The sequence below is a fragment of the Pseudomonas sp. AK-TSAG1-1 genome (assembly GCF_056821665.1).
This window is the reverse complement of sequence record NZ_CM165965.1, coordinates 3,223,846-3,244,211: the sequence shown is the minus strand read 5'-3', so window position 1 is coordinate 3,244,211 and position 20,366 is coordinate 3,223,846. Positions and strand designations below refer to the sequence as shown.

Genomic DNA, 20,366 nt, shown 5'->3' with positions numbered 1-20,366 from the left:
TTGGACCTCAGAACAGCTTGCGGGCTGTGGCCAGAGTCAAGAGTTCTTCATCAAACGCCCCGTGGCTGTCAGCCATCGACAGCGCTGGCGTGGGCGAATAAATGATGCTGCAGTCGTCCTGCTCGAAAAACGCCGAAATGCGTTTCTCTATCGCGCTCTCTACTTGCGTCAGGCCTGACAGTCGCGAGAAGCGCTGCATCCCCAGAAGTGGGGCATCGGTGTAGGCTTCGTGCGTTTGCTCTTCGAAGAGTCCGGAGACCAGATACAGTAGGGAGCTTGGATAGATATACCCCTTGTCGTGTCCCAGTACAGCGTCGCGGCGTTCCAGTTCATCGGTCATGGTTATCATGCGACACCGGGAGACAAGATCACCGGCACGATCAAGCGTTGCAGCAAAAACATCCTTGCGCACAGCAGGCGCGAGCAGGAACAGTTTGACCTTTCCCGGAACGCTTTCGGCCTTCATGTGTTGCAGCAAATGCGCTGCCCAGATGGAGCCAGCGCTGTGGGCGGTCACCACGAAGTCCTGCGTTTGGTGTGTTTTAAGCATTGTCAGTAGCGCACTGCCGAATTTACCGCTACCGAAGTGATCAGCGGCGTCGTTAACCATCATTCCCCACACTTTCGCGCCGATCAGATCACCGTACAGTTCCCGACAGATTTCCTCGACTACGGTTGCGTGGAAACCATGATCCCGACCGCTGTTGAATCGGTTGAAACATCTGAGCGCGATTTTGGCAGCGTGCTTGAGCAGGAACGCTGCAACAGTGACCAACCCGCGTGGCTGCCCCGTGATTGCCGCAGGTGGCTCCAGCTGTTCCTGGATATTTTCGTCCAGGCGTTCCAGCATTTTTCTGCCTGATACAGGATTCGCCCCCGCCGAGGCTGCCCGGGCGCCACTGGGGACGTTGATGGCCTCGTCAATATCTGCAAGAGCTTGCTGGAACCCTGTATCACTCTGAAGTTCTTTCTTGAACTCCAGGGCCAGATCAGCTTCAGATTGCCCGGCGAATATCGCTGCACGCTGGCCTGCCGTTTGACCGGCCGGCAAATGTGAATCGACGTCGTCGAAAGGTCGAGGTCCCTGTTTGCCAGTAATGCGTTGTTGTATCTGCGCTTCGGAAAGTACGACCGGTGGGGCCCCACGAGCTCCGGGGATCGATACCCCGAGTTTGCGGGCGACAAAAGCCAATAACTTGCGCTGAATGGTTTGATAGAGACGATCATCGTGGACAAGCTCGGTCCAGTTGGTCTGGATGGTTTCAAGCGCACCTGTTCGCCACACGACATAGACTTGCGTCCAGTCATCACCGAGGTTCCAGCTGCCTGGTTCATTGCCGGAGAGTCGTTTGGCATTGGCTATTGCCGCAGCTTCATCAGTCAAGCCGCCGTGAAGGTGCAACAACAACTTCGCATCAGGTTTGTTGAGGGCTTGTGCCAGATCCGCCAGCAACTTCTCCTGGCCTTTATCCGCGACTCCATCTCTTGTCAGCACTATATAAGTGGCCATTCTTCGTCCTACCCTGAGCATGGGTTCGATCGTCGCTACCTAGAAGCGTCGATTGTCCAGATACGATAGTTGAAGTTCCGTGAGCGGGTCGGCTATATGACGCGGCCTTTCTTCGGCGGCGAATGATCGGCCGGCTCGGCTCTGGCACTGTTCAGCAACTGCGCGAACGCCGCCTTGTCGATCGGCCGACTCATGAAATACCCCTGAACCTCGTTGCATTGGTCCTTGCCGAGAATGTCCAGTTGTTCTTCGGTTTCCACGCCTTCAGCTGTGACGGTCAGGCCCATGGCCTTGCCGAGACCGATGATTGCCTGCACCACGGCGCGATCGTTGGCGCCGTGGCTGATCGAGGCGATGAAGCGCTTGTCGATCTTGATCCCGTCGAACGGATAGGCACGCAGGTAACCGAGGGATGAGTAGCCGGTGCCAAAGTCGTCCATGTTCAGGCGCACGCCCAGTTGCTTGAGTGCATTCATGGTGGCCAGCGCGCCGTCGGTGTCGACCAGCATCACGTTCTCGGTGATTTCCAGTTCCAGGCGACTGGCCGGAAAACGCGTCTGCACCAGTGCTTCGCGCACGTCTTCGACGACATCGCTGAGGGCGAACTGCGCCGGCGACAGGTTGACCGACAGCAGGATGTCCGACGGCCAGGTGAGGGCGGTTTCACAGGCTTCGCGTAACACCCAGCGGCCCAGTGGCACGATCAGGTCGGTCTGCTCAGCCAGCCCGATGAACAGGTCCGGCCCGAGCAGCCCCTTGGTCGGATGCTGCCAGCGCACCAGGGCTTCGACCGAGACGATGTGCTTGCCGTCGACCGTGTAGCGCGGCTGGTAGTGCAGGACGAATTCGTCGTTCTTCAGCGCGCCGCGCAAGTCGCTTTCCATCTGCCGGCGCGTCTGGATCTGGTCGCTCATGTGTGCTTCGAAATAGCACCAGGTATTCTTGCCTTCGGACTTGGCCTGATACAGCGCGATGTCGGCGCAGCGAATCAGCTCACTGGGCACAAAGCCCTGACGCCGGCTCAGGGCAATGCCGATGCTCGCGCCCACGTGCAGCGGATGATGTTCGAAGATCAGCGGTTGGTGCAGGCTTTCGACCAGCCGCGTGCAGAACCGGTCGACCTCCAGACGGCTGTCCATGCCATTGAGGACCACGACGAATTCGTCGCCACCCAGACGCGCGACAATATCGTGCTCGCGGGTGCATTCACGCAGGCGATTGGCAACCTCCTGCAACACCGCATCACCGGCCGGGTGGCCCAGTGAATCGTTGATCGGTTTGAAATTGTCCAGGTCGATCATCAGCAACGACAGCGGTGGCGCGTGTTCCTTGAGCAGCAGCGCGTCATCCAGATAGCGCGCCAACTGGTTGCGATTGGGCAGGCCGGTGAGGGCATCGTGCATCGACAGGTGCTGGATTTGCGCATGGGCGGCGACTTCGTCGGTGATGTCACTGGCAGTACCGCGATAGCCGCTCACGGCGTGCTTGTCGATGATCGGCCGCGCCGACAATCGGCAGTGACGCTGCTGCCCGGCGTGATCGCGGTAGGTGCAACGCAGGTCGCTGGCATTGCTGTCTTCGCTGAGCTTCTTCAGCCACAGCTCCAGCGGCGTGGTGTCGCACGAGACCAATTGTCCGATGCCTTGCCCCAGCCACTGGGCTTGCGGGTAACCGGTCACCTCGCTGAAGCGCGCCGAAAGATAGGTCAGGCACAAATGGTTATCGACTTCCCAGATCCAGTCCGACGCCGCTTCGGCCACCGCGCGAAAACGTTCTTCACTGGCTTCCAGCGCATGATTGGCCGCTTCCAGTGCCTGATTCGAGGCCTGCAGCGTGCTGAAACTCTGGTCGACATAGGTTGAGGAGCGCAACGCGTGGCGCAAGAAGTACGCGGTCAACAGCATCAGCACCACCAGCACGCCGCCGAGCGTCGGCAGCAACGACCACAACAGTTGCTGGCCGGGGCGTTCGAGGTCCGCGCTCAGGCTGTAACCGATGTTGCCCAGCGGCACCCGAGGCTGTTCGTCAGCGAGTGTGTCAGCCTGTGTGAGGGCCAGGTTCTGCAGGCCGTAGGCGGTGCTGATCGCCTGGAGTTTGGCGGGTGTCAGTTTGTCGACAAATACCAGCACCGAGGTCTGCTTCGGATCGCCCAGCGGGCGCTCGTCGTTGGGCAGGATCGCGGCGGCCGTGACCAGTGCCGGCCAGCCGTCGAACAGCGAGTAGGTGTTGATCGGCACAGTCAGGTCGGCCTGACTTTGCACCTGATCAATCAGCGATGCGGCAGACACCTGGAGCAGACCGCTGATGTCCACGTCCTCGAGTTGTCCTTGCACGACGGCGTATCTGGTTCGGTCCCGATCCAGCACAAACACACCGTCATAGCCGTCGCTGGTGAACAGGGTCTTGCCGATGTTCTGCTGGGTGTAGGCCCAGTCGGTGTCGACTTTGCTGTGCAAGTGTTCGTAGGCCGTGGTCCAGTCGGCGTAGCTGGTGATGTAGCTTTTGGACGCGGCGATGCGGTTTTCCAGCGCACGGGCCGTGTAGAAGCGGGTTTGCTCGACATCCTCACGGTCCAGGCGAGCGGCAATCCCGATCAAGGTGCCGATGGCGGCCATCACCCCGACGATAAACAGCGCGCCGACTGCAAACGCCAGGCGGCGGGTGATTGCACTTTGCTGAGGCGGAACAGGCGCAGCGGGCGTGAAGATATCCATAGGCTCGTCCTTGATTCGCTATCTGAATCATCTGGAACAGCGGCCAGCGCGAAATGTTCAAGGTTTTTGTGATGATTGCGCCGAGGCGAGTTCTCCAAGCGTAGTGAATGCCTGGGGATTTTGCCTTGAAGCAACGCTATTGCGCCCTGAGCAACTGCCCTAACGCCTCCAGCTCAGCTTTCTCCACATCCGACACCAACACGAAACGCATGTGAGCGGCCTGCCACGACACCACGTTGAACCCACGAATGCTTTGGCTTTGCACGGCTTTGTCGGCCTCGGTCGTGGGCAGGATGAATACGTTGATGATGTGCTTGGCATGCCCGTAGCTCAGGGCGGCGGTGGTCTGGTGTTGCAGATAATCCAGACGCCCGCCGAGCAAGGGAAAGCCTTGCGCCGTGTAGTCGAACACCGGGGGTGAAAAGTCGAGCTTGCCCGTAAACCACGGTTTGACCGTGTGGCGGTCGGAGGACACCACGTCATTCAAGTGTTCGCCCATCAACGAGCGCACATGGCTGGAGACGGCCTCGTCGATCAAGGGTTGCTCGCTGCCCGGGGTGGCGACATACAACACCATCGCCAGGGCCAGCGCTGTGGCGGAAAACGCCGGGGCCAACCAGTTTCGCCAACGCTGCATCAAGCCGGGCGCGAGTTTGTCGGCGGCGAATACGCTGGCCGCCAGTGAGGCCGGGGCCGGGTAATGCGTTGCATGGCGCTTCACACTGATCTTGAGCAATTTCGCCTCATCATGCAGCCGCGTGCATTCGGCGCAACTGCTCAAGTGCGCTGCCACCCGCGCAGTCGTAGCCGGATCCAGTTCCTGATCCAGATAGCCGTGCAACTGTGTCTGGCAAACCGTGCAGTCGAGTTCATTCATGATCGTGCAACTTCAGTAGTTCGAGCTTGAGCAGGGCACGCGCCCGGGCCAGTCTGGACATGACGGTGCCGATGGGAATATCGACCACCAGCGCGATGTCCTTGTAGGGCAGGTCTTCAAGTTCCTTGAGCACAATCACCTCGCGAAACGCCGGTGGCAGGGCGCACAGCGCTTGCTGCAGCAACGCGGCATTTTCCGTGTGAATGGCCAGCAGTTCCGGGGTCTGGCTGTGGCTTAGGGGACCTTCGCCAGCGGCCATCTCGTCATCGATGGCGACCCAGCGATGCCCGGCCGAAGCCTTGAGCCAACTGTAGCTTTCGTTGCGCACAATGGTCAGAAACCACGCCTTGGCGTTGCCATCGGCAAAGCGCTGCAAAAACCGGAAGGCGCGCAGGGCACTTTCCTGCACGACATCGCGCGCGGCGCTGTCGTTGCCGGTAAGCCAGCGCGCAAGGTTGTAGGCCGCGTCCAGATGCGGCGCAATCAGTTCCTCAAATCGCTTCATGGTGGGTTCCGCACCGTCACACCCCTATAACCGTGCCGCGGCGGGTTTTATTCGCGCAAAAAGATTTATTTTTTGACGTGGAATAAAGCATCGCACCGCAAGGTTTAACTCGTGTCAGCTACCTCACTGTAGTTCGCCCGCGAGGACACACCGATGGACATTCAAGCAAAACACCCACTGCGCACCGACGGCCCACTCGATCCGGACCGGCGAACCCTGCTCAAATGCTCGGCGTGGGCCGGGGCCGGGGTGCTCTGGGCCCTGAGCGGCGGCATTCCCAAAGCCTTTGCGCTGGATGAATCGGGCAACGTCAGCGATCCCAAGGCGTTGGCCAGCACCTTTCACTTCGTGCAGATCAGCGACTCGCATATCGGCTTCAACAAGGAAGCCAACCCGGAGCCGGTCAAGACCTTGCAGGTGGCGATCGACAAGGTCATCGCGCTGCCCAAGCGGCCTTCGTTGATCCTGCACACTGGCGACATCACCCACCTGTCCAAAGCCGAGGAGTTCGACACTGCCGCGCAGTTGCTCAAAGGTCTGCCGTCCACCGTGCATTACATACCGGGCGAGCACGACACCCTCGACGAGGGCGGCGGCAAGCTTTATCTGGAACGCTACGGCAAGGGCACCAAAGGCAACGGCTGGTACAGCTTCGATGACCACGGCGTGCACTTCATCGCGCTGATCAATGTCTTCAATTTCCAGGCCGGCCATGAAGCCACCCTCGGCGCTGATCAACTGGCCTGGCTGGCCGATGATTTGCGCGCGGTGAGCACCAGTACCCCCGTCGTCGTGTTCACCCACATCCCGCTTTGGACGATTTATCAGCCGTGGGGCTGGGGCACAGAGGATGGCGATCAGGCGATCGCAATGCTGCGCAAGTACGGCTCGGTAACGGTGCTCAACGGCCACATTCACCAGGTCATCCAGAAAGTCGAAGGCAACATCACCTTCCACACCGCCCGTGGCACGGCGTATCCGCAACCCGCACCGGGTGCGGCGCCGTCACCGGGGCCGATGACCGTGGCGGCAGATCAACTGCGCAATTACCTGGGGATCACCGAGGTGCGCGCGACCCAGGGCGATCACCCGCTGGCGTTGATTGATTCGACACTGGTTTAACGGAGGGCGGACCGATGAAAAGACGACTGTTGGCGCTGATGGGCCTGATGCTGGCAACGCCGGTGTGGGCGGCGGACGTAAAGATCGACATCAAGGAATTCATGTTTGGCCCAAAAGACCTGACCGTGGCCGTCGGCACCAAGGTGACGTGGGTCAATGACGATCAGATTCCGCACACGGTGGCCGAAACCCACAAGGTGTTTCGCTCGGGGGCACTGGACACCAATGACAGTTTTTCCTGGGTGTTCGATACGCCGGGGGAGTTTGAATATTTTTGTGTGTTGCATCCGCAGATGATCGGGAAGGTGGTGGTGACGCAATGAAACGTACCGCAAGGGTGCCGATCAGTTGAGTGTTACTCAGCTACCGTTCTGCACCTTTGCGGGGCTCCCCGTGAGCCATCGGGTAGCACATCTCAAGTCTTGAACGGCAGTGACGGAGCGCTGTGCACGCCGAAATTTTTCGTTAGATCATTCAAATCAAGCGCTTGGCACGGTGCAGAGAAATCTGGCATGCATCGTGCTTTTTTGTATCCGTGGATAATTGGATACAAAAATACAAAAGGTGCTGCCATGCAATTCGCTCCCGCCTATGACCAGCGTCAACCGATGACCGCCGAAGAAGAGGCCTACAACTTTCTGTTGGAGGGCATCTGTGGCGGTCGTTATCGCAAGGGCGACCGGCTGATTGCCGAGGACATTGCCAGCGAAATCGGCATGAGCCGTATGCCCGTGCGGGAAGCCTTCCGCAGGCTCGATGCGCAAGGGCTGGTGACGCTGAGGCCTAACCGTGGCGCCGTGGTCAGCGGTCTGGATGTCGAAGAAATGCACGAAGTCTTCGAGATGCGCAGCGCGCTGGAAGGGCTGGCGATGCGCATCGCGGTGCCCAGGATCAGCGAGCGTCAGTTGACGGCGCTGGAGCGGCTTCTCGATGAAATGGATGACTACCGCGAGGAAAGCGCGGCGTGGGTCAGCCGCCACCGCAAGTTCCATGAATACCTGTGCAGCCTCAGTGGCCGCCCTCGGCTGGTCAAGCAGATCAGCGCGCTGTACTCGCTGATCGAAGCCCCCATGCGCCTTTGGCTGCAACACATCGAAAAGCCCCTGAGTGCACGCCAGGAACACCAGATGATCCTCGATGCGATTCGCGCCGGCGACGCCAACAAGGCCGAGGCCGTGGTGCGCGAACACATCGAAGGCACGGTGCCCGAGCTGATCAGGTTTCTGCAAACAGAGAAATAACCACAGAGCGGAACACCAGTCCGCCGATGTTTTGACTTTGAGTACTGCCCCGTTACTAACCGAACTGGAGTGTCTGGTCATGCATATGCCTCGCCTGTTACTGGCTGCAATTTCCCTGGGACTCTGTACGCAGTGGGCGGTCGCCGCGCCCACCGTGCCGGAGCGCCTGGTCAAGGTCGACAAACTCACCTATTGCTCGGGCATGGATTCACCGCCGCTGGTGTCCTTCGATCAAGCGCAAAAACCTACGGGCCTGACCGTCGACCTAGGGCTGGAAATCGCCAGGCGTCTGGGGGACAAAAAGGTCGATTGGCGGGTGATTCCGTTTTCCGGATTGCTCCCGGCGTTGCTGGCCAAACAGTGCGACATGATCGTCGACCAGTTGTTCGACAAACCCGAGCGCCGTGAGGTGATCGACATCGTCAACTACATGTATTCCAGTCAGGCGGTCGTTGTGCCGAAGGGCAATCCGAAGGCGCTCAAGGCGCTGGCCGACCTCAGCGGGCACAAGATCGCAGTGCTCAACGGTTCGACCATCAAGACCCTGCTCGACAGCGAAAATGAAAACCTGGTCAAGGCCGGCAAGCCACCGATGAAACTGGTGGTCTACAACACCGACACCGATGCCTTCCAGGCCTTGCGCATCAATCAGGTCGACGCTTACGGCACCACGGTAGAAACCGCTGGTTACTACGCCGCCATGGCCCCGGACCTGTTCGAGGAGGGGGTGCCGGCCTTTAGCCGGATCCTCACGGGTTTAGGTATTCGCAAGGACGATGCGCAATTGAGTGCCGCCGTGCAGCAGATCATCACCGACATGCGCAGCGACGGCAGCTACAACCAGCTCCTGAGTAAGTGGCACGTTTCCAGCGACACACTCGATTGAGGTAAGCGTTGATGAACTTCAATTGGGATGTGTTCTGGCAATACCTGCTGCAACCCAGCGGGGTGTACCTCAACGGGCTCTGGCTGACGTGTCTGATCAGTGTGTTGGCGATGGTGCTGGGCTGTGCTCTGGGCCTGGCCGCCGCGCTGTTGCGCCTGTCGAAGAATCCGTTGTTGCACCTGCCGGTGCGCTTTTATGTATGGCTGATGCGGGGCACGCCGTTGCTGGTGCAGATCGTCTTTCTCTACACGGCGCTGGCGGCGGGCGGGATTTTTCGCTTCGAAGACATTGAACTGTTCGGGCTGGTGATTCCCGGCAACATCCAGGCCGCGATCATCGCCCTGGGCCTCAACGAAGGTGCGTACATGGCCGAGATCATTCGTGCCGGTATCGGCGCCGTGGACAAGGGCCAGTATGAGGCCGGCCGATCACTGGGCATGACCTTCGCCAAATTGATGCGCCGCATCGTGCTGCCGCAAGCGTTCCGGGTGATCGTGCCGCCGCTGGGCAACGAGTTCAACGTGATGCTGAAAAACACCACGCTGGTCAGCGTGATCGGGGTGCAGGAGCTGTTGCTCAGTACGCAGATGGTCACCTCGGCGACCTTTCGGGTGTTCGAGCTGTACCTGGTGGTGGCGATCTATTTCCTGTTGCTCACCACCTTGTGGGGTTTCTTTCAGCGTTGGCTGGAGAGCCGTTTCGGTCAGTCGGACAGACCTTCTGCGCCACCGCCGGCCTCCAGCCGAATGTTCGGTCGCAGCACGCTGAAATTGCTGAGGGGGCGTTAATCATGGCGCAGCAAAGTGACGAACTGATCATCGAGGCGCTGAACATTCACAAGGCCTTCGGCGATCTGCAGATTCTCAAGGGCATTTCCCTGCAAGTGCGGCGCGGTGAAGTGGTAGTGCTGATCGGTGCGTCGGGGTCGGGCAAAACCACGTTTATTCGCTGTATCAATCTGCTCGAAGACATTCAGTCCGGGGAGATTCGCGTCAGCGGCCGGCCGATGGGCTATCGCACCCGGGCGGACGGCAGTCTGGTGCGCGATTCGGAGCGCAACATCGCTCGCCAGCGCCGGGACATCGGCATGGTGTTCCAGCGCTTCAACCTGTTCCCGCACATGACCGCACTGGAAAACATCATCGAAGCGCCGATCCAGGTATTGGGTGTGCCGCGCCAGATCGCGCTGGAACAGGCGCAAGCATTGCTCAAGCGAGTTGGCCTGGCGGACAAGGCCAGTCATTACCCCTCCATGCTCTCTGGTGGCCAGCAGCAACGGGTGGCGATCGCCCGGGCACTGGCGATGAAGCCCCAGGCGATGCTGTTCGACGAGCCGACCAGCGCCCTCGACCCGGAAACCGTCGGCGAGGTCTTGCAGGTCATGAAGGAGCTGGCCGAGGAGGGCATGACCATGGTCGTGGTCACCCATGAAATGGGTTTTGCCCGCGAGGTGGCTGACCGGGTGGTGGTTCTCGACCAGGGCGAGCTGATCGAACAAGGCCCGCCGGAACAGATTTTCAGCCGTCCCACTCATCCCCGTACCCAAGCTTTTCTCAGCCGCGTGCTGTGAACTTCACAAGGAAATCGACGATGCGTTTATCGAGTGTGTTCGCGGCGCTGTGCTGCGTCGCCGTGGTGCCCATGCTTCAGGCTGCCGATGCGGTGGTGAAGGTTTACAACTGGTCCGATTACATCGGCCCCGACACGCTGAAGAACTTCGAGAAAGACAACGCGATCAAGGTTCAGTACGACATCTTCGACACCAATGAAATGCTCGAGGCCAAGTTGCTCTCGGGGCACTCGGGCTATGACGTGGTGGTGCCGTCCAGCCAGTTTCTGTCCAAGCAGATTCGCGCCGGCGCCTATCAGCCGCTGCAACGCGAATTGCTGGATAACTGGAGGCACCTTGATCCGCGTCTGATGCAGCGCCTGCAAGCCGCCGACCCAGGCAATAAATACGCGGTGCCTTACATGTGGGGCACCGTGGGCATCGGCTATAACGAAGAGAAAGTCCGCGCGGTACTCGGCAAGGATGCGCCGCTGGATTCGTGGTCGATGGTGTTCGATCCGCAAAACCTCGCCAAGCTCAAAAACTGTGGCGTGGCGTTTCTCGATGCGCCAGTGAAGATCATTCCTCAGGCCTTGCTGTATCTCGGGCTGGATCCCAACAGCGTCAAGCCTGACGATTACAAGCAGGCGTCTAAACTGCTGATGACCTTGCGGCCCTCGGTGACGTATTTCAATTCATCGAAGTACACCGCTGACTTGGCCAACGGCGATATCTGCGTGGCGATCGGCTATTCCGGCGACGTGATGCAGGCCCGGACCCGGGCGCGCGAGGCGGGGAAAAACATCGACATCCGCTACCTGATTCCCAAGGAGGGGGTGAACCTCTGGTTCGACATGCTGGCGATCCCCAAGGACGCCGGCAACGTCGCCAACGCCCACGCGTTCATCAACTACCTGCTGCGTCCTGAGGTGATTGCGCCGATCAGCGACTACGTCGGGTACGCCAACCCGAACAAGGACGCCACGGCGCTGATGGATGCAAAAGTCAGCGCTAATCCGGGGATCTACCCGACGGACGAGGTGATCAACCATGCCTTCGTCTCGGCCGATCTGCCGGAAAACATCCAGCGCCTGATCACCCGCGAATGGAACCGGATCAAGTCCGGCCAATGAATTGCTGATTTGAAGAGTCTTTGCCATGTTGAAATTCTCTGCTCACGAGTATCCCTATCCATCGCAACGCCAAAGCGTGTTTGCCCGTCGCGGCATGGTCGCGGCGTCCCAGCCGCTGGCCGCTCAGGCCGGTATCGAAATGATGCAAAAGGGGGGCAATGCGATCGACGCCGCCATCGCCACGGCTGCGGCGTTGACCGTAGTCGAGCCAACAGGCTGCGGCCTGGGTGGCGATGCGTTTGCTCTGGTCTGGTTCAAGGATCAGTTGCATGGGCTCAACGCCAACGGCCATGCCCCGGCCAGCTTGAGTATTGAAGCGGTCAAGGCGGCCGGCCATGAACAGATGCCGCTGTATGGCTGGACGTCGGTGACGGTGCCCGGTTGTCCATCGGCCTGGGCCGAGCTGTCGCAACGCTTTGGCGTGCTGCCGTTCGCCGATTTGCTGCAACCGGCCATTAGCCTGGCCAGGGACGGTTTTCCGCTGTCGCCGGTGGTTGCCCATCAGTGGCAGATCGCGCTGGAAGAGTTCGGCCCCCATCGCGATGAGGTGCTGGATGCCTGGTTCGACACGTTCCTGATTGACGGTCGCGCGCCCAAGGCTGGGGAGTTGTTCCGCAACCCGGCGCAGGCGCGCACCCTTGAAGAACTGGCGGCGAGTGGCTGTGAAAGCTTGTATCGCGGCGCCCTGGCACAACGCCTGGATGCGCATTCGCGGGCAACTGGCGGCTATCTGCGCGCCACGGATCTTGAGCATTTCCGTGCGCAATGGGTGGAGCCGATCCACGTCAATTACCGGGGCGTGGATGTCTGGGAAATCCCGCCGAGCGGGCAGGGACTGGTTGCGCTGATGGCGCTGAAGATTCTCGAGGGCTTCGATTTCGATCACCGTGACAGCCAACACACCTGGCACCGTCAACTGGAGGCGATGAAACTGGCCTACAGCGATGGCCTGCACTACATCACCGATCCACTGCACATGCGCGTGGCCGTGGCCGATCTGTTGAGTGATGGCTACAGCGCTCGCCGCCGCGCGCAGATTGGCGAGCAGGCCCAGCCACCGAAGCCTGGAGACCCTCACGCCAGCGGCACGGTGTATCTGGCCACGGCCGACGGGCAAGGCAATATGGTTTCGTTCATCCAGAGCAATTACCACGGCTTTGGCTCGGGCGTGGTACTGCCTGACAGCGGCATTGCCCTGCAAAATCGCGGGCAGGAATTCAGCCTTGATCCCGAGCACGCCAACGCGCTGGCGCCGGGCAAGAAGACCTTCCACACGATCATTCCCGGCTTCCTCACCAAGGACGGCCAGGCGCTTGGGCCGTTCGGCGTGATGGGCGGCTACATGCAGCCGCAAGGGCATGTGCAGATGGTCATGAACCTGGTGGATTTCGGCTTGAACCCGCAATCGGCACTGGACGCTCCTCGTTGGCAATGGCTGGGCGGTATCAAGGTTGGCATCGAGCAGGGCGCTTCAAGGGATCTGGCCAATGCGTTGGCCCGTCGAGGGCATGAGGTGCAGATCGCCAGCGACCTGACGGATTATGGGAGAGGGCAGATCATTCTGCGTGACCCGGTGACTGGCGTGCTGTGTGGTGGGACTGAGCCAAGGGCCGATTCGCATATTGCGGTGTGGTGAGCGCCGATAGGCCTCTGGCTCGTACTGGTTGCAACAGTGGACATTCACTTTGCCGGAGCTCAAACAACACCGTCGATGAGAATATGCGGCATCCCGCGGCTGCACTGCTCGATTCTCGCCTGAACCTTGTACACCTCGCGCAGCATCCCTTGCGTAATGACTTCACCGCTGGGGCCGCTGCCTTGTGTGGTGCCGCCAGCGATGACCAGCACCTGATCGGCAAAGCGCAGTGCCTGGTTCAGGTCATGGATGGCGATGAACACGATGACCTCGCGGCGCCGGGCCAGCGTGCGCATGAAGTCCAGGACCTGCACCTGGCGGTGCATGTCCAGAGCGCTGGTCGGTTCGTCCATCAGCAGAACCTCCGGCTCGCGCACCAGCGTCTGCGCAATGGACACCAATTGTTGTTGCCCGCCGCTGAGTTCGCCGAGGTTGCGAAAGGACAGGTCGCTGATGCCCAGTGCCGCGAGAATCTCGTCGACCAGTTTCAACTCGTCATCGTTCACCGCCCACCCCGGGGTCAGTTGCTTGCGGGCCAGCAACACTGACTCATAGACCGTCAGGCGCGCACTGGCATTCAGCCCCTGCGGCATATAGCTGATGCCTGCCGGACCTTTTTTCGAGTCCTGCAGAATCACTTGCCCGGGGCCGTCGACCAGCCCGGCCATGCGTTTGAACAGCGTCGATTTTCCCGCAGCGTTCGGCCCCACCACGGCCACTACCTGACCGCCGAAAAACATCGCCGTCGACACCTCGCGAATGATTTCGCGCTGGCCGTAACGGGCGCCGATATTGTCCAGTTGCAGCTTCACCATGAGTTTTTCTTCCCGCCCAGAATCAGAGATATGAAGAACGGCACGCCGATCAACGAAGTGACCACGCCAATGGGAAAAATCGCGCCGGGGATCAGGGTTTTGCTGACCACGGAGCTGGCCGACAGAATCAGCGCGCCAGTCAGCAGTGAGGCGGGCAGGAAGAACCGTTGGTCTTCACCGATCAGCATGCGCGCGATGTGTGGCCCGACCAGCCCGATGAAGCCGATGGTGCCGACGAAGGCCACGGGGAACGAGGCGAGCAGGCTGACCATGATCAGCGTCTGAAAACGCAGGCTGCGTACGTTGATGCCGAAACTGGCGGCCTTGTCGTCGCCAAGACGCAGGGCCGTCAAGGCCCACGCGCGTTTGGCGAAGATCGGCAGGGTGATCAGGATTACCACGCAGATCACCCCCAGTTTTGGCCAGGTGGCTTTGGTCAGGCTGCCCATGGTCCAGAACACCACGGCGGCTACCGCCTGTTCGGTGGCGAAAAACTGCACCAGTGCCAACAACGCATTGAAGGTGAACACCAGCGCAATGCCGAGCAATACGATGGTTTCGGCAGTGACGCCACGACGCATGCTCAGGAAGTGGATCAATAACGCCGAAAGCATGGCCATGATGAACGCATTGAGCGGCACCATGAATTGCGCCGCCAGCGGAAACAGCGCGACACCGAACGCCAGGCCCAGTGCCGCGCCGAAACCGGCGGCAGCGGAAATGCCCAAAGTGAACGGGCTGGCCAGCGGGTTATTGAGGATGGTCTGCATCTGCGCACCCGCCAGTGACAACGCCGCACCCACGGCCACCGCCATCAGCGCGACGGGCAGACGAATGTCCCACATCACCACACGCACCTGCGGCGAGGCGCTGTCCGGTGAAATCAGGGCACCGAGGACTTCGCCAAGGCTGTAACTCGCCGGCCCCAATGCCAGGTCGAGCAGCACACTGCACAGCAACAAGAACACCAGTGCTGCGAGGATCAGCCGTTTGCGCAGCACCAGCCGACGATAGGCTTCGCGCTGTACGACCACCGCGTCAGTCAATGAGCTCATGGCTTGACCTCAGGCGCACGCAGGCTGACAAAGTAGCCAGACTCATAAGGCACCGGCAGGAAGCGCTCATGCAGTTCGCGAAATGACGCGTCGGGATCGAGATCGGCAAACAGTTCGGGGTGAAACCATTTCGCCAATTGCTGGATGGCGACGAACTGATACGGGCTGTTGTAGAACTGATGCCAGATGGCGTGAAAGGCTTGCGTGTCTTGCGCCTTGATACCGGCATACGCTGGCCGCTGGGTGTACCAGGCCAGTTTCTTGCGCGCCTCGGCCATGTCCGCACCCGGGCCGACGCCGACCCAATGACCTCCAGGAGCAAACGCTTCCCAGTTGGCGGTGGTGACCACCACGTGGGCCGGATTGGCGACGATCACTTGCTCGGGATTCAACTGGCCGAACGTGGTCGCAATGATGCGCCGGGCGATGTTGTTGCCGCCGGCCATATCGACGAACAGGCCGAAGTTCTCGTTGCCGAAACTCAGGCAGCAATCGTCGATGTAACCGCCGATGCGCTCGATGAACACGCTGGGCCGGGCCGGGTGTTGTTTTTCGATGACGTCGGTAACGCGGTGAATCTGCTGGTTGCGAAAGTCAATGAACGCTTGCGCGCGTTGTTCTTTGCCAAACAGTTGGCCGAACAGGCGCATGGTCGGTTCGGTGTTCTGCATCGGGTTGTTGCGAAAGTCGACGTACACCACCGGAATCCCCAGTGCGTCGAGTTTTTCGATATAGCGCGCATCCTCGGTGGCGTGCTGCGCCTCGACATTGAGGATGATCACGTCCGGGCGCTGCGAGATCGCCTGCTCGATGTCGAAGGTGCCGTCTTCAAAGCCGCCGAAGGTAGGGATTTTGGCAATGTCGGGAAACTTGCGCAGGTAGGCGTTGTAGGTGTCCGGGTCCGACTGAATCAGGTCCTTGCGCCAGCCGACGATGCGTTCGACGGGATTTTGCGTGTCGAGGGCGGCGACCAGATACAACTGCCGTCCTTCGCCAAGAATGACGCGTCTGACCGGCAGGTGAACCTTGACCTTGCGCCCCAGCAGATCGGTCACCTCGGTGCGTGCCGCATCTGCTTCGGCGGCGTGCGCCGTGCGCGGCACCAGAGAAAACAGAGCCAGCAGTCCTGCCATCAGCAGCGCCGCCAGCGCGTAGCTGCGTCGATCGAAAATCACCATGCTCAAAGCCTTTGCAAAGTCAGTTCGGCCAACGGTTCACACCGCCACCGGACTGAACGTTTCAGAAATCGACTGTTGCCGACAGTAATAAAGTGCGCGGTGAGCCTTGGGAGAACGCGCCATAGGAGGCGACGCCCGACCAGTACTCGTGATCGAACACGTTCTGCACGGTGGCGCGAAACGTGGTCGGTCGTTCGTCGATTCGCGTGGTGTAGCGCGCGCCGACGTCGAAGCGGGTCCAGTCATCGAGTTTCTGCGTGTTGGCCTGGTTGACGTACTGACTGCCGGTATGGATCGCACCACCGGTGAGCGTCAGCCCCTCGAGCCACGAGGTGTCCCATTCGGCCCACAGGTTGGCTTGCACCTCGGGTACGCCCACGGGTTTGTTGCCACGGTTGCCGGCCACCGAGGTTTTGGTCAGTTGTGCATCGAGCAGGGTCACGCCACCGAGCAGTCGCGTGCCCGGCACGACTTCGCCGAACACATTCAGCTCAAGCCCGCGATTGCGTTGCTCGCCCTGCACCGAAAACACCCCGGAAGCCAGTTCGCCGCTGGGTTTGGTGATCTGGAACAGGGAGAGGGTGGACGTGAAGGTGCCGTAATCGGCCTTGACCCCGAGTTCGTGCTGGCGGGAGATGTAGGGGGCAAAGATTTCGCCGGCGTTCGATGCCGTGGAGGGGGCAATGTCGCCCTTGCTCAGGCCTTCGATGTAGTTGTAGTAAAACGAAACGTGGTCCCAGGGTTTCACCACCGCGCCATAGAGCGGCGTGGCCCGGCCGTCGTCGTAGGACGTGGTGACAACCCCGGCGGCGTTGTAGTTGTCGGACTTGATGTTCTGCTGGCGTACGCCGACGGTCAGTTGCACCCGGTCTTCGAGTACCGACAGGGTGTCGGCCAGTGCCACGCCTGTCAGTTCGCTCTCGGAGACTTTCGGTGTGTCCGGCTTGGGGATGTAGGGTTTCGGGCGCTCTACCGGGTGATAGATATTCGACAGGATCGGTGCGCCGGAAATGATCCCGCGCGACAGCACATCACGATAACGGCTGACCTGCAGCGATGCGCGGTGACTGATCGGCCCGGTGTCGAATCGCAGGCGCGCACCGGCGTCCACGGTGTAGCGCTCGACTTCGAACTTGTAATAGCCGGGAGTCGAGGAGGTATCGCCGGCAGCGTTGATGATGGTCGGGGTCTGGTCGGACATCCGCGCGACATCCGACTTGCCGCCGCCGGCGTGGGCGAACACCGTGAGGGCGTCGCTCAGGTCGTATTCGCCACTGAGCAGGGCGGATTGGTCACGGGTTCGCGACCAGCCCCAGTCCTGGCTGACATTGATGCGGCCATTGGCTGCCGAAGGAATGTCCACGCCGGGGGCGATCAAAAAGGGCCGAGAAGCGGCGTCGAAGCGTTCTTCCTGATTGAGCCAGTCGAAGCTGGTGCGCAGGCGTTCGCCTTGATAATCAAGGGACAGCGCGCCGATATCGACATGCCGCGATTGATCGTCGATGGCCGTGTCGCCCAGTTGCGTGCTGCCATTGAGGCGCACGCCGAACCGACGCTCCTCGCCGAAACGCCGGCTGACGTCGAGGTGGCCGCCCAACTGCGAGTTCATGGCGTAGCTGGCGGTGAAACGGGTCAGGTCTTCATCGAGGGAACGCTTGGGCACCACGTTGATCACGCCGCCGACCGCGTTGTTCGGCGACATGCCGTAGAGCAAGGCGCCGGGGCCCTTGACCAGCTCGATACGCTCGGCGTACTCGGTAAACACTCGGTAGTTGGGTGCCACACCGTAAACGCCGTCGAATGCCAGTTCACCGAGGTTGCCCTCACCGACGGGAAAACCACGGATGAAAAACGAGTCGACGATGCCCCCGGTCTGGCCTGTGGAGCGCACCGAAGAATCGCGCTCCAGCACATCCCCCACGGTGACCGCCTGTTGGTCCTTGATCAGCGTTGAGGTGTAGGTGCTGACGCTGAATGGCGCGTCCATCACATCGGTATTGCCGAGGATCCCCAGGCGTCCGCCATTGGCCACCTGCCCGCCGGCGTACACCGGAGGCAAGGCATCGGTGGTTTTTTCGCTGCCGATCACCGCGGTTTCGTCCAGCGTCAGTCGGCGCTGTACCAGGGTGTAGCTGCCGTCGCTGCGTAACACCATGTCCAGACCGCTGCCCTCGAGCAAGCGATTGACCGCGTCCCGGGTAGAGAACTGGCCGATCAGCGCAGGGCTGTTCAGGCCTTCGGTCAACGATGGCTGAAACGACAGGGCGATACCGGCCTCCACGGCAAAACTCGACAGGGTCGCGCCCAGCGGCCCTGCGGGAATGTTGTAGGCACGCACCGCAACAGTGTCCAGTTGCACTGGCACAGCCGCCACCACCAGCGGGCTGACGGCCGCGATCAGGACAAGGCTGAGCAACGCACTGCGAACAACTGGTTTGAACTGACGATCCGGACGCAGATGGCGTGCAGCGAGCATGAATGGATGGACCTATAAACAGGACGGTAGAGTGCTTCTCCCTACTAGCCAGTCGAGATCAGAAAAAGTATCACCGGATCGGTAAATATTTTTTTGATTCAGGCGGGGGAAAGCATGACCCAGAAGCCATTCAAATGGCCGCTGACAAGGATCGGGTAGGTTTGCGCGAGCATGTTCAAGGTGCGCTGGGTGTCGCTGATGGGGTAGGCACCGGACACACGCAGATCGGCAATCGCCGGGTCGAGGCGCACAAACCCACGGCGATAGCGCGTCAGCTCGTCGACGAAGTCCGCCAGGCGCATCTTGTCGGCCATCAACATGCCCTGCGCCCAGGCGCCGACGTAGCGGTCGGCGATGCTGACCTGGCCGAAGGTATGCGCCGAAAATTCGGTACGTTGCCCGGCATTGACGATCAGTGGTGTCCCCTGACGATTTTCCGCCAGCTCGACTTTTACCGCGCCCTCGAGCACCGCAAGGTGAGTGCGCGACTCCAGCTCTCGAACGGTGAAGCGCGTGCCCAGCGCCTGCATGCGGCCTTGCCGGGTGCTGACTAGAAATGGACGGGGCATCGGCGAGTTGTCCGTTGCGGTCTGCACCAGTATTTCGCCTTCGCGCAGATGAACGAGCCGTTGATTGGCATCGAACAGGACGTCGATGGCGGTGGCGGTATTCAGGGTGATTTTCGAGCCGTCGGCCAGGGTCAGTTCGCGTTGCTGGCCGACAGCAGTGCGATAGTCGGCCGACCATTGCTGAGACTCTGCCAGCTTCCAGCTGCCCCAGCCGGCCGGCAGGATCGCCAGGATCATCGCCAGTTTGCCCAGTGCCGCACGGCGCTCGGGACTGCTCGGACGATCTAGCGACGACATCGCCAACGACGGCGGCAACCCACCGAGTTTGCTTTGCAGCAACTGCGCCCGCGCCCAGGCGCGACTGCGTTCGGGGGTGCTGGTTTTCCAGTATTCCCATTCGGCTTGCTCAGTGTCGCTGAGCTCGCCTTCACTCAAGCGGATCAGCCAGTCGGCCGCTTCCTCTAGGGCTTGTTGATCGGGATGAGGCTGACTGCGCAGGGTGAGCATTCACTCCACCAGCAGCAGGCATTGCACGAAGGCTTGCTTCATGTAGCGTTTGATGGTGATCAGCGACACGCCCAACTCTTCGGCGATGTCGTCGTATTTCAGGCCGCTGATCTGCGAGAGCAGGAACGCACGCTTGACCAGTGGCGGCAGCGCGTCGAGCATCGCGTCGATTTCATGCAGGGTCTCCAGCACCATGAAGCGCAATTCCGGCGAAGGTACTTCCTGCGCAGGCACGTGGGCGAGAGCGTCCAGATAGGCGCGCTCCAGCGCCTTGCGCTGATACCAGTTGACCAGAATGCCCTTGGCCACGCAGCTCAGATAGGCCCGCGGTTGCTCGATGACAGTGACTTGCGAGGCCAGGATGCGCGTGAAGGTGTCTTGCGCCAGATCCGCCGCATCCATGGCGTTACCCAGTTTTTTTCTCAGCGTTGCGTACAGCCAGCCGTGATGGCCGCTGTACAAGGCTTCGATCGCGCGCAGGTGATTGTCGTTGTTCGCGGGAAGGGTTTGGCTCATGGCTGCAGGCATTCATGCAATTGAGAAGTATTCCCAATGCTAGTTTACAAACTGGCTGTGACGCAAGCGCCGATTGG

At 60.5% G+C, this 20,366-nt stretch carries 17 protein-coding genes and 2 pseudogenes; 9 read left to right on the top strand and 10 right to left on the bottom strand.

Annotated elements, in window-relative coordinates; genetic code table 11:
* Positions 1–7: 7 nt before the first annotated feature.
* From AC1UK9_RS14385 to AC1UK9_RS14370, 4 genes are all read right to left on the bottom strand, one after another.
* Positions 8–1,510 carry an alpha/beta hydrolase gene (locus AC1UK9_RS14385; RefSeq protein ID WP_473015788.1) on the bottom strand — a complete coding sequence of 501 codons (1,503 nt, stop codon included), beginning with the start codon at positions 1,508–1,510 and terminating at the stop codon, positions 8–10.
* Positions 1,511–1,602: 92 nt separating this feature from the next.
* Positions 1,603–4,224, bottom strand: coding sequence for a bifunctional diguanylate cyclase/phosphodiesterase (locus AC1UK9_RS14380; RefSeq protein WP_473015787.1), 2,622 nt, complete (start codon positions 4,222–4,224; stop codon positions 1,603–1,605).
* 136 nt (positions 4,225–4,360) lie between these two features.
* The gene (locus AC1UK9_RS14375) at positions 4,361–5,101 is read right to left on the bottom strand and encodes an anti-sigma factor family protein (RefSeq protein WP_473015786.1); all 741 of its coding nucleotides are present in this window, start codon (positions 5,099–5,101) and stop codon (positions 4,361–4,363) included.
* Positions 5,094–5,606 (bottom strand): sigma-70 family RNA polymerase sigma factor, encoded by a 513-nt coding sequence (locus AC1UK9_RS14370; protein WP_025109667.1) that lies wholly within the window; start codon positions 5,604–5,606, stop codon positions 5,094–5,096. The genes AC1UK9_RS14375 and AC1UK9_RS14370 overlap by 8 nt, the downstream gene beginning before the upstream one ends.
* Before the next feature lie 153 nt (positions 5,607–5,759).
* Here AC1UK9_RS14370 and AC1UK9_RS14365 point away from each other — a divergent pair.
* The 9 genes and pseudogenes from AC1UK9_RS14365 to AC1UK9_RS14325 form a co-directional block, all read left to right on the top strand.
* Positions 5,760–6,467, top strand: a pseudogene (locus tag AC1UK9_RS14365) (metallophosphoesterase family protein); the annotation flags it as partial.
* Positions 6,425–6,538, top strand: a pseudogene (locus tag AC1UK9_RS14360) (hypothetical protein); the annotation flags it as partial. The pseudogenes AC1UK9_RS14365 and AC1UK9_RS14360, both read left to right, overlap by 43 nt.
* 204 nt (positions 6,539–6,742) lie before the next feature.
* Entirely contained in the window at positions 6,743–7,051 is a 309-nt protein-coding gene (locus tag AC1UK9_RS14355) for a plastocyanin/azurin family copper-binding protein (protein WP_482577740.1), read from the top strand.
* 249 nt (positions 7,052–7,300) lie between these two features.
* The gene (locus AC1UK9_RS14350) at positions 7,301–7,969 is read left to right on the top strand and encodes a GntR family transcriptional regulator (protein WP_482577739.1); all 669 of its coding nucleotides are present in this window, start codon (positions 7,301–7,303) and stop codon (positions 7,967–7,969) included.
* A gap of 79 nt (positions 7,970–8,048) precedes the next feature.
* Positions 8,049–8,855, top strand: a complete 807-nt coding sequence (locus tag AC1UK9_RS14345) for an ABC transporter substrate-binding protein (protein ID WP_473015783.1) — start codon at positions 8,049–8,051, stop codon at positions 8,853–8,855.
* An 11-nt stretch (positions 8,856–8,866) separates the two neighbouring features.
* Positions 8,867–9,643 carry an amino acid ABC transporter permease gene (locus AC1UK9_RS14340; RefSeq protein ID WP_473015782.1) on the top strand — a complete coding sequence of 259 codons (777 nt, stop codon included), beginning with the start codon at positions 8,867–8,869 and terminating at the stop codon, positions 9,641–9,643.
* 2 nt (positions 9,644–9,645) lie between these two features.
* Positions 9,646–10,425: an amino acid ABC transporter ATP-binding protein gene (locus AC1UK9_RS14335; RefSeq protein ID WP_473015781.1), complete on the top strand. Its 780-nt coding sequence runs from the start codon at positions 9,646–9,648 to the stop codon at positions 10,423–10,425.
* 20 nt (positions 10,426–10,445) lie between these two features.
* Positions 10,446–11,537: a polyamine ABC transporter substrate-binding protein gene (locus AC1UK9_RS14330; protein ID WP_473015780.1), complete on the top strand. Its 1,092-nt coding sequence runs from the start codon at positions 10,446–10,448 to the stop codon at positions 11,535–11,537.
* A 25-nt stretch (positions 11,538–11,562) separates the two neighbouring features.
* Entirely contained in the window at positions 11,563–13,173 is a 1,611-nt protein-coding gene (locus AC1UK9_RS14325; RefSeq protein WP_473015779.1) for a gamma-glutamyltransferase family protein, read from the top strand.
* 59 nt (positions 13,174–13,232) lie between these two features.
* Here AC1UK9_RS14325 and AC1UK9_RS14320 read toward each other — a convergent pair whose 3' ends face one another.
* The 6 genes from AC1UK9_RS14320 to AC1UK9_RS14295 all read right to left on the bottom strand — a co-directional run bounded on the left by AC1UK9_RS14320 (position 13,233) and on the right by AC1UK9_RS14295 (position 20,289).
* Positions 13,233–13,988: an ABC transporter ATP-binding protein gene (locus AC1UK9_RS14320; RefSeq protein ID WP_482577736.1), complete on the bottom strand. Its 756-nt coding sequence runs from the start codon at positions 13,986–13,988 to the stop codon at positions 13,233–13,235.
* A complete protein-coding gene (locus AC1UK9_RS14315; protein ID WP_473015776.1) occupies positions 13,982–15,043 on the bottom strand; it encodes a FecCD family ABC transporter permease in 1,062 nt (353 codons plus the stop codon). Before AC1UK9_RS14315 ends, AC1UK9_RS14320 begins: the two co-directional genes overlap by 7 nt.
* Positions 15,040–16,221 (bottom strand): ABC transporter substrate-binding protein, encoded by a 1,182-nt coding sequence (locus tag AC1UK9_RS14310; protein ID WP_482577734.1) that lies wholly within the window; start codon positions 16,219–16,221, stop codon positions 15,040–15,042. Before AC1UK9_RS14310 ends, AC1UK9_RS14315 begins: the two co-directional genes overlap by 4 nt.
* Before the next feature lie 61 nt (positions 16,222–16,282).
* Complete coding sequence (locus AC1UK9_RS14305; RefSeq protein ID WP_473015774.1) at positions 16,283–18,697, bottom strand: TonB-dependent siderophore receptor; 2,415 nt, start codon at positions 18,695–18,697, stop codon at positions 16,283–16,285.
* A 98-nt stretch (positions 18,698–18,795) separates the two neighbouring features.
* Entirely contained in the window at positions 18,796–19,773 is a 978-nt protein-coding gene (locus AC1UK9_RS14300) for a FecR domain-containing protein (RefSeq protein ID WP_473015773.1), read from the bottom strand.
* Positions 19,774–20,289, bottom strand: coding sequence for a sigma-70 family RNA polymerase sigma factor (locus AC1UK9_RS14295; RefSeq protein ID WP_025109677.1), 516 nt, complete (start codon positions 20,287–20,289; stop codon positions 19,774–19,776).
* Between the last annotated feature and the right edge of the window lie 77 nt (positions 20,290–20,366).

Bases quoted from the DNA above. Each gene is read 5' to 3' on its own strand.
- AC1UK9_RS14385 (WP_473015788.1), bottom strand. From the start codon at position 1,510: ATGGCCACTTATATAGTGCTGACAAGAGATGGAGTCGCGGATAAAGGC.
- AC1UK9_RS14380 (WP_473015787.1), bottom strand. From the start codon at position 4,224: ATGGATATCTTCACGCCCGCTGCGCCTGTTCCGCCTCAGCAAAGTGCA.
- AC1UK9_RS14375 (WP_473015786.1), bottom strand. From the start codon at position 5,101: ATGAATGAACTCGACTGCACGGTTTGCCAGACACAGTTGCACGGCTAT.
- AC1UK9_RS14370 (WP_025109667.1), bottom strand. From the start codon at position 5,606: ATGAAGCGATTTGAGGAACTGATTGCGCCGCATCTGGACGCGGCCTAC.
- AC1UK9_RS14355 (WP_482577740.1), top strand. From the start codon at position 6,743: ATGAAAAGACGACTGTTGGCGCTGATGGGCCTGATGCTGGCAACGCCG.
- AC1UK9_RS14350 (WP_482577739.1), top strand. From the start codon at position 7,301: ATGCAATTCGCTCCCGCCTATGACCAGCGTCAACCGATGACCGCCGAA.
- AC1UK9_RS14345 (WP_473015783.1), top strand. From the start codon at position 8,049: ATGCATATGCCTCGCCTGTTACTGGCTGCAATTTCCCTGGGACTCTGT.
- AC1UK9_RS14340 (WP_473015782.1), top strand. From the start codon at position 8,867: ATGAACTTCAATTGGGATGTGTTCTGGCAATACCTGCTGCAACCCAGC.
- AC1UK9_RS14335 (WP_473015781.1), top strand. From the start codon at position 9,646: ATGGCGCAGCAAAGTGACGAACTGATCATCGAGGCGCTGAACATTCAC.
- AC1UK9_RS14330 (WP_473015780.1), top strand. From the start codon at position 10,446: ATGCGTTTATCGAGTGTGTTCGCGGCGCTGTGCTGCGTCGCCGTGGTG.
- AC1UK9_RS14325 (WP_473015779.1), top strand. From the start codon at position 11,563: ATGTTGAAATTCTCTGCTCACGAGTATCCCTATCCATCGCAACGCCAA.
- AC1UK9_RS14320 (WP_482577736.1), bottom strand. From the start codon at position 13,988: ATGGTGAAGCTGCAACTGGACAATATCGGCGCCCGTTACGGCCAGCGC.
- AC1UK9_RS14315 (WP_473015776.1), bottom strand. From the start codon at position 15,043: ATGAGCTCATTGACTGACGCGGTGGTCGTACAGCGCGAAGCCTATCGT.
- AC1UK9_RS14310 (WP_482577734.1), bottom strand. From the start codon at position 16,221: ATGGTGATTTTCGATCGACGCAGCTACGCGCTGGCGGCGCTGCTGATG.
- AC1UK9_RS14305 (WP_473015774.1), bottom strand. From the start codon at position 18,697: ATGCTCGCTGCACGCCATCTGCGTCCGGATCGTCAGTTCAAACCAGTT.
- AC1UK9_RS14300 (WP_473015773.1), bottom strand. From the start codon at position 19,773: ATGCTCACCCTGCGCAGTCAGCCTCATCCCGATCAACAAGCCCTAGAG.
- AC1UK9_RS14295 (WP_025109677.1), bottom strand. From the start codon at position 20,289: ATGAGCCAAACCCTTCCCGCGAACAACGACAATCACCTGCGCGCGATC.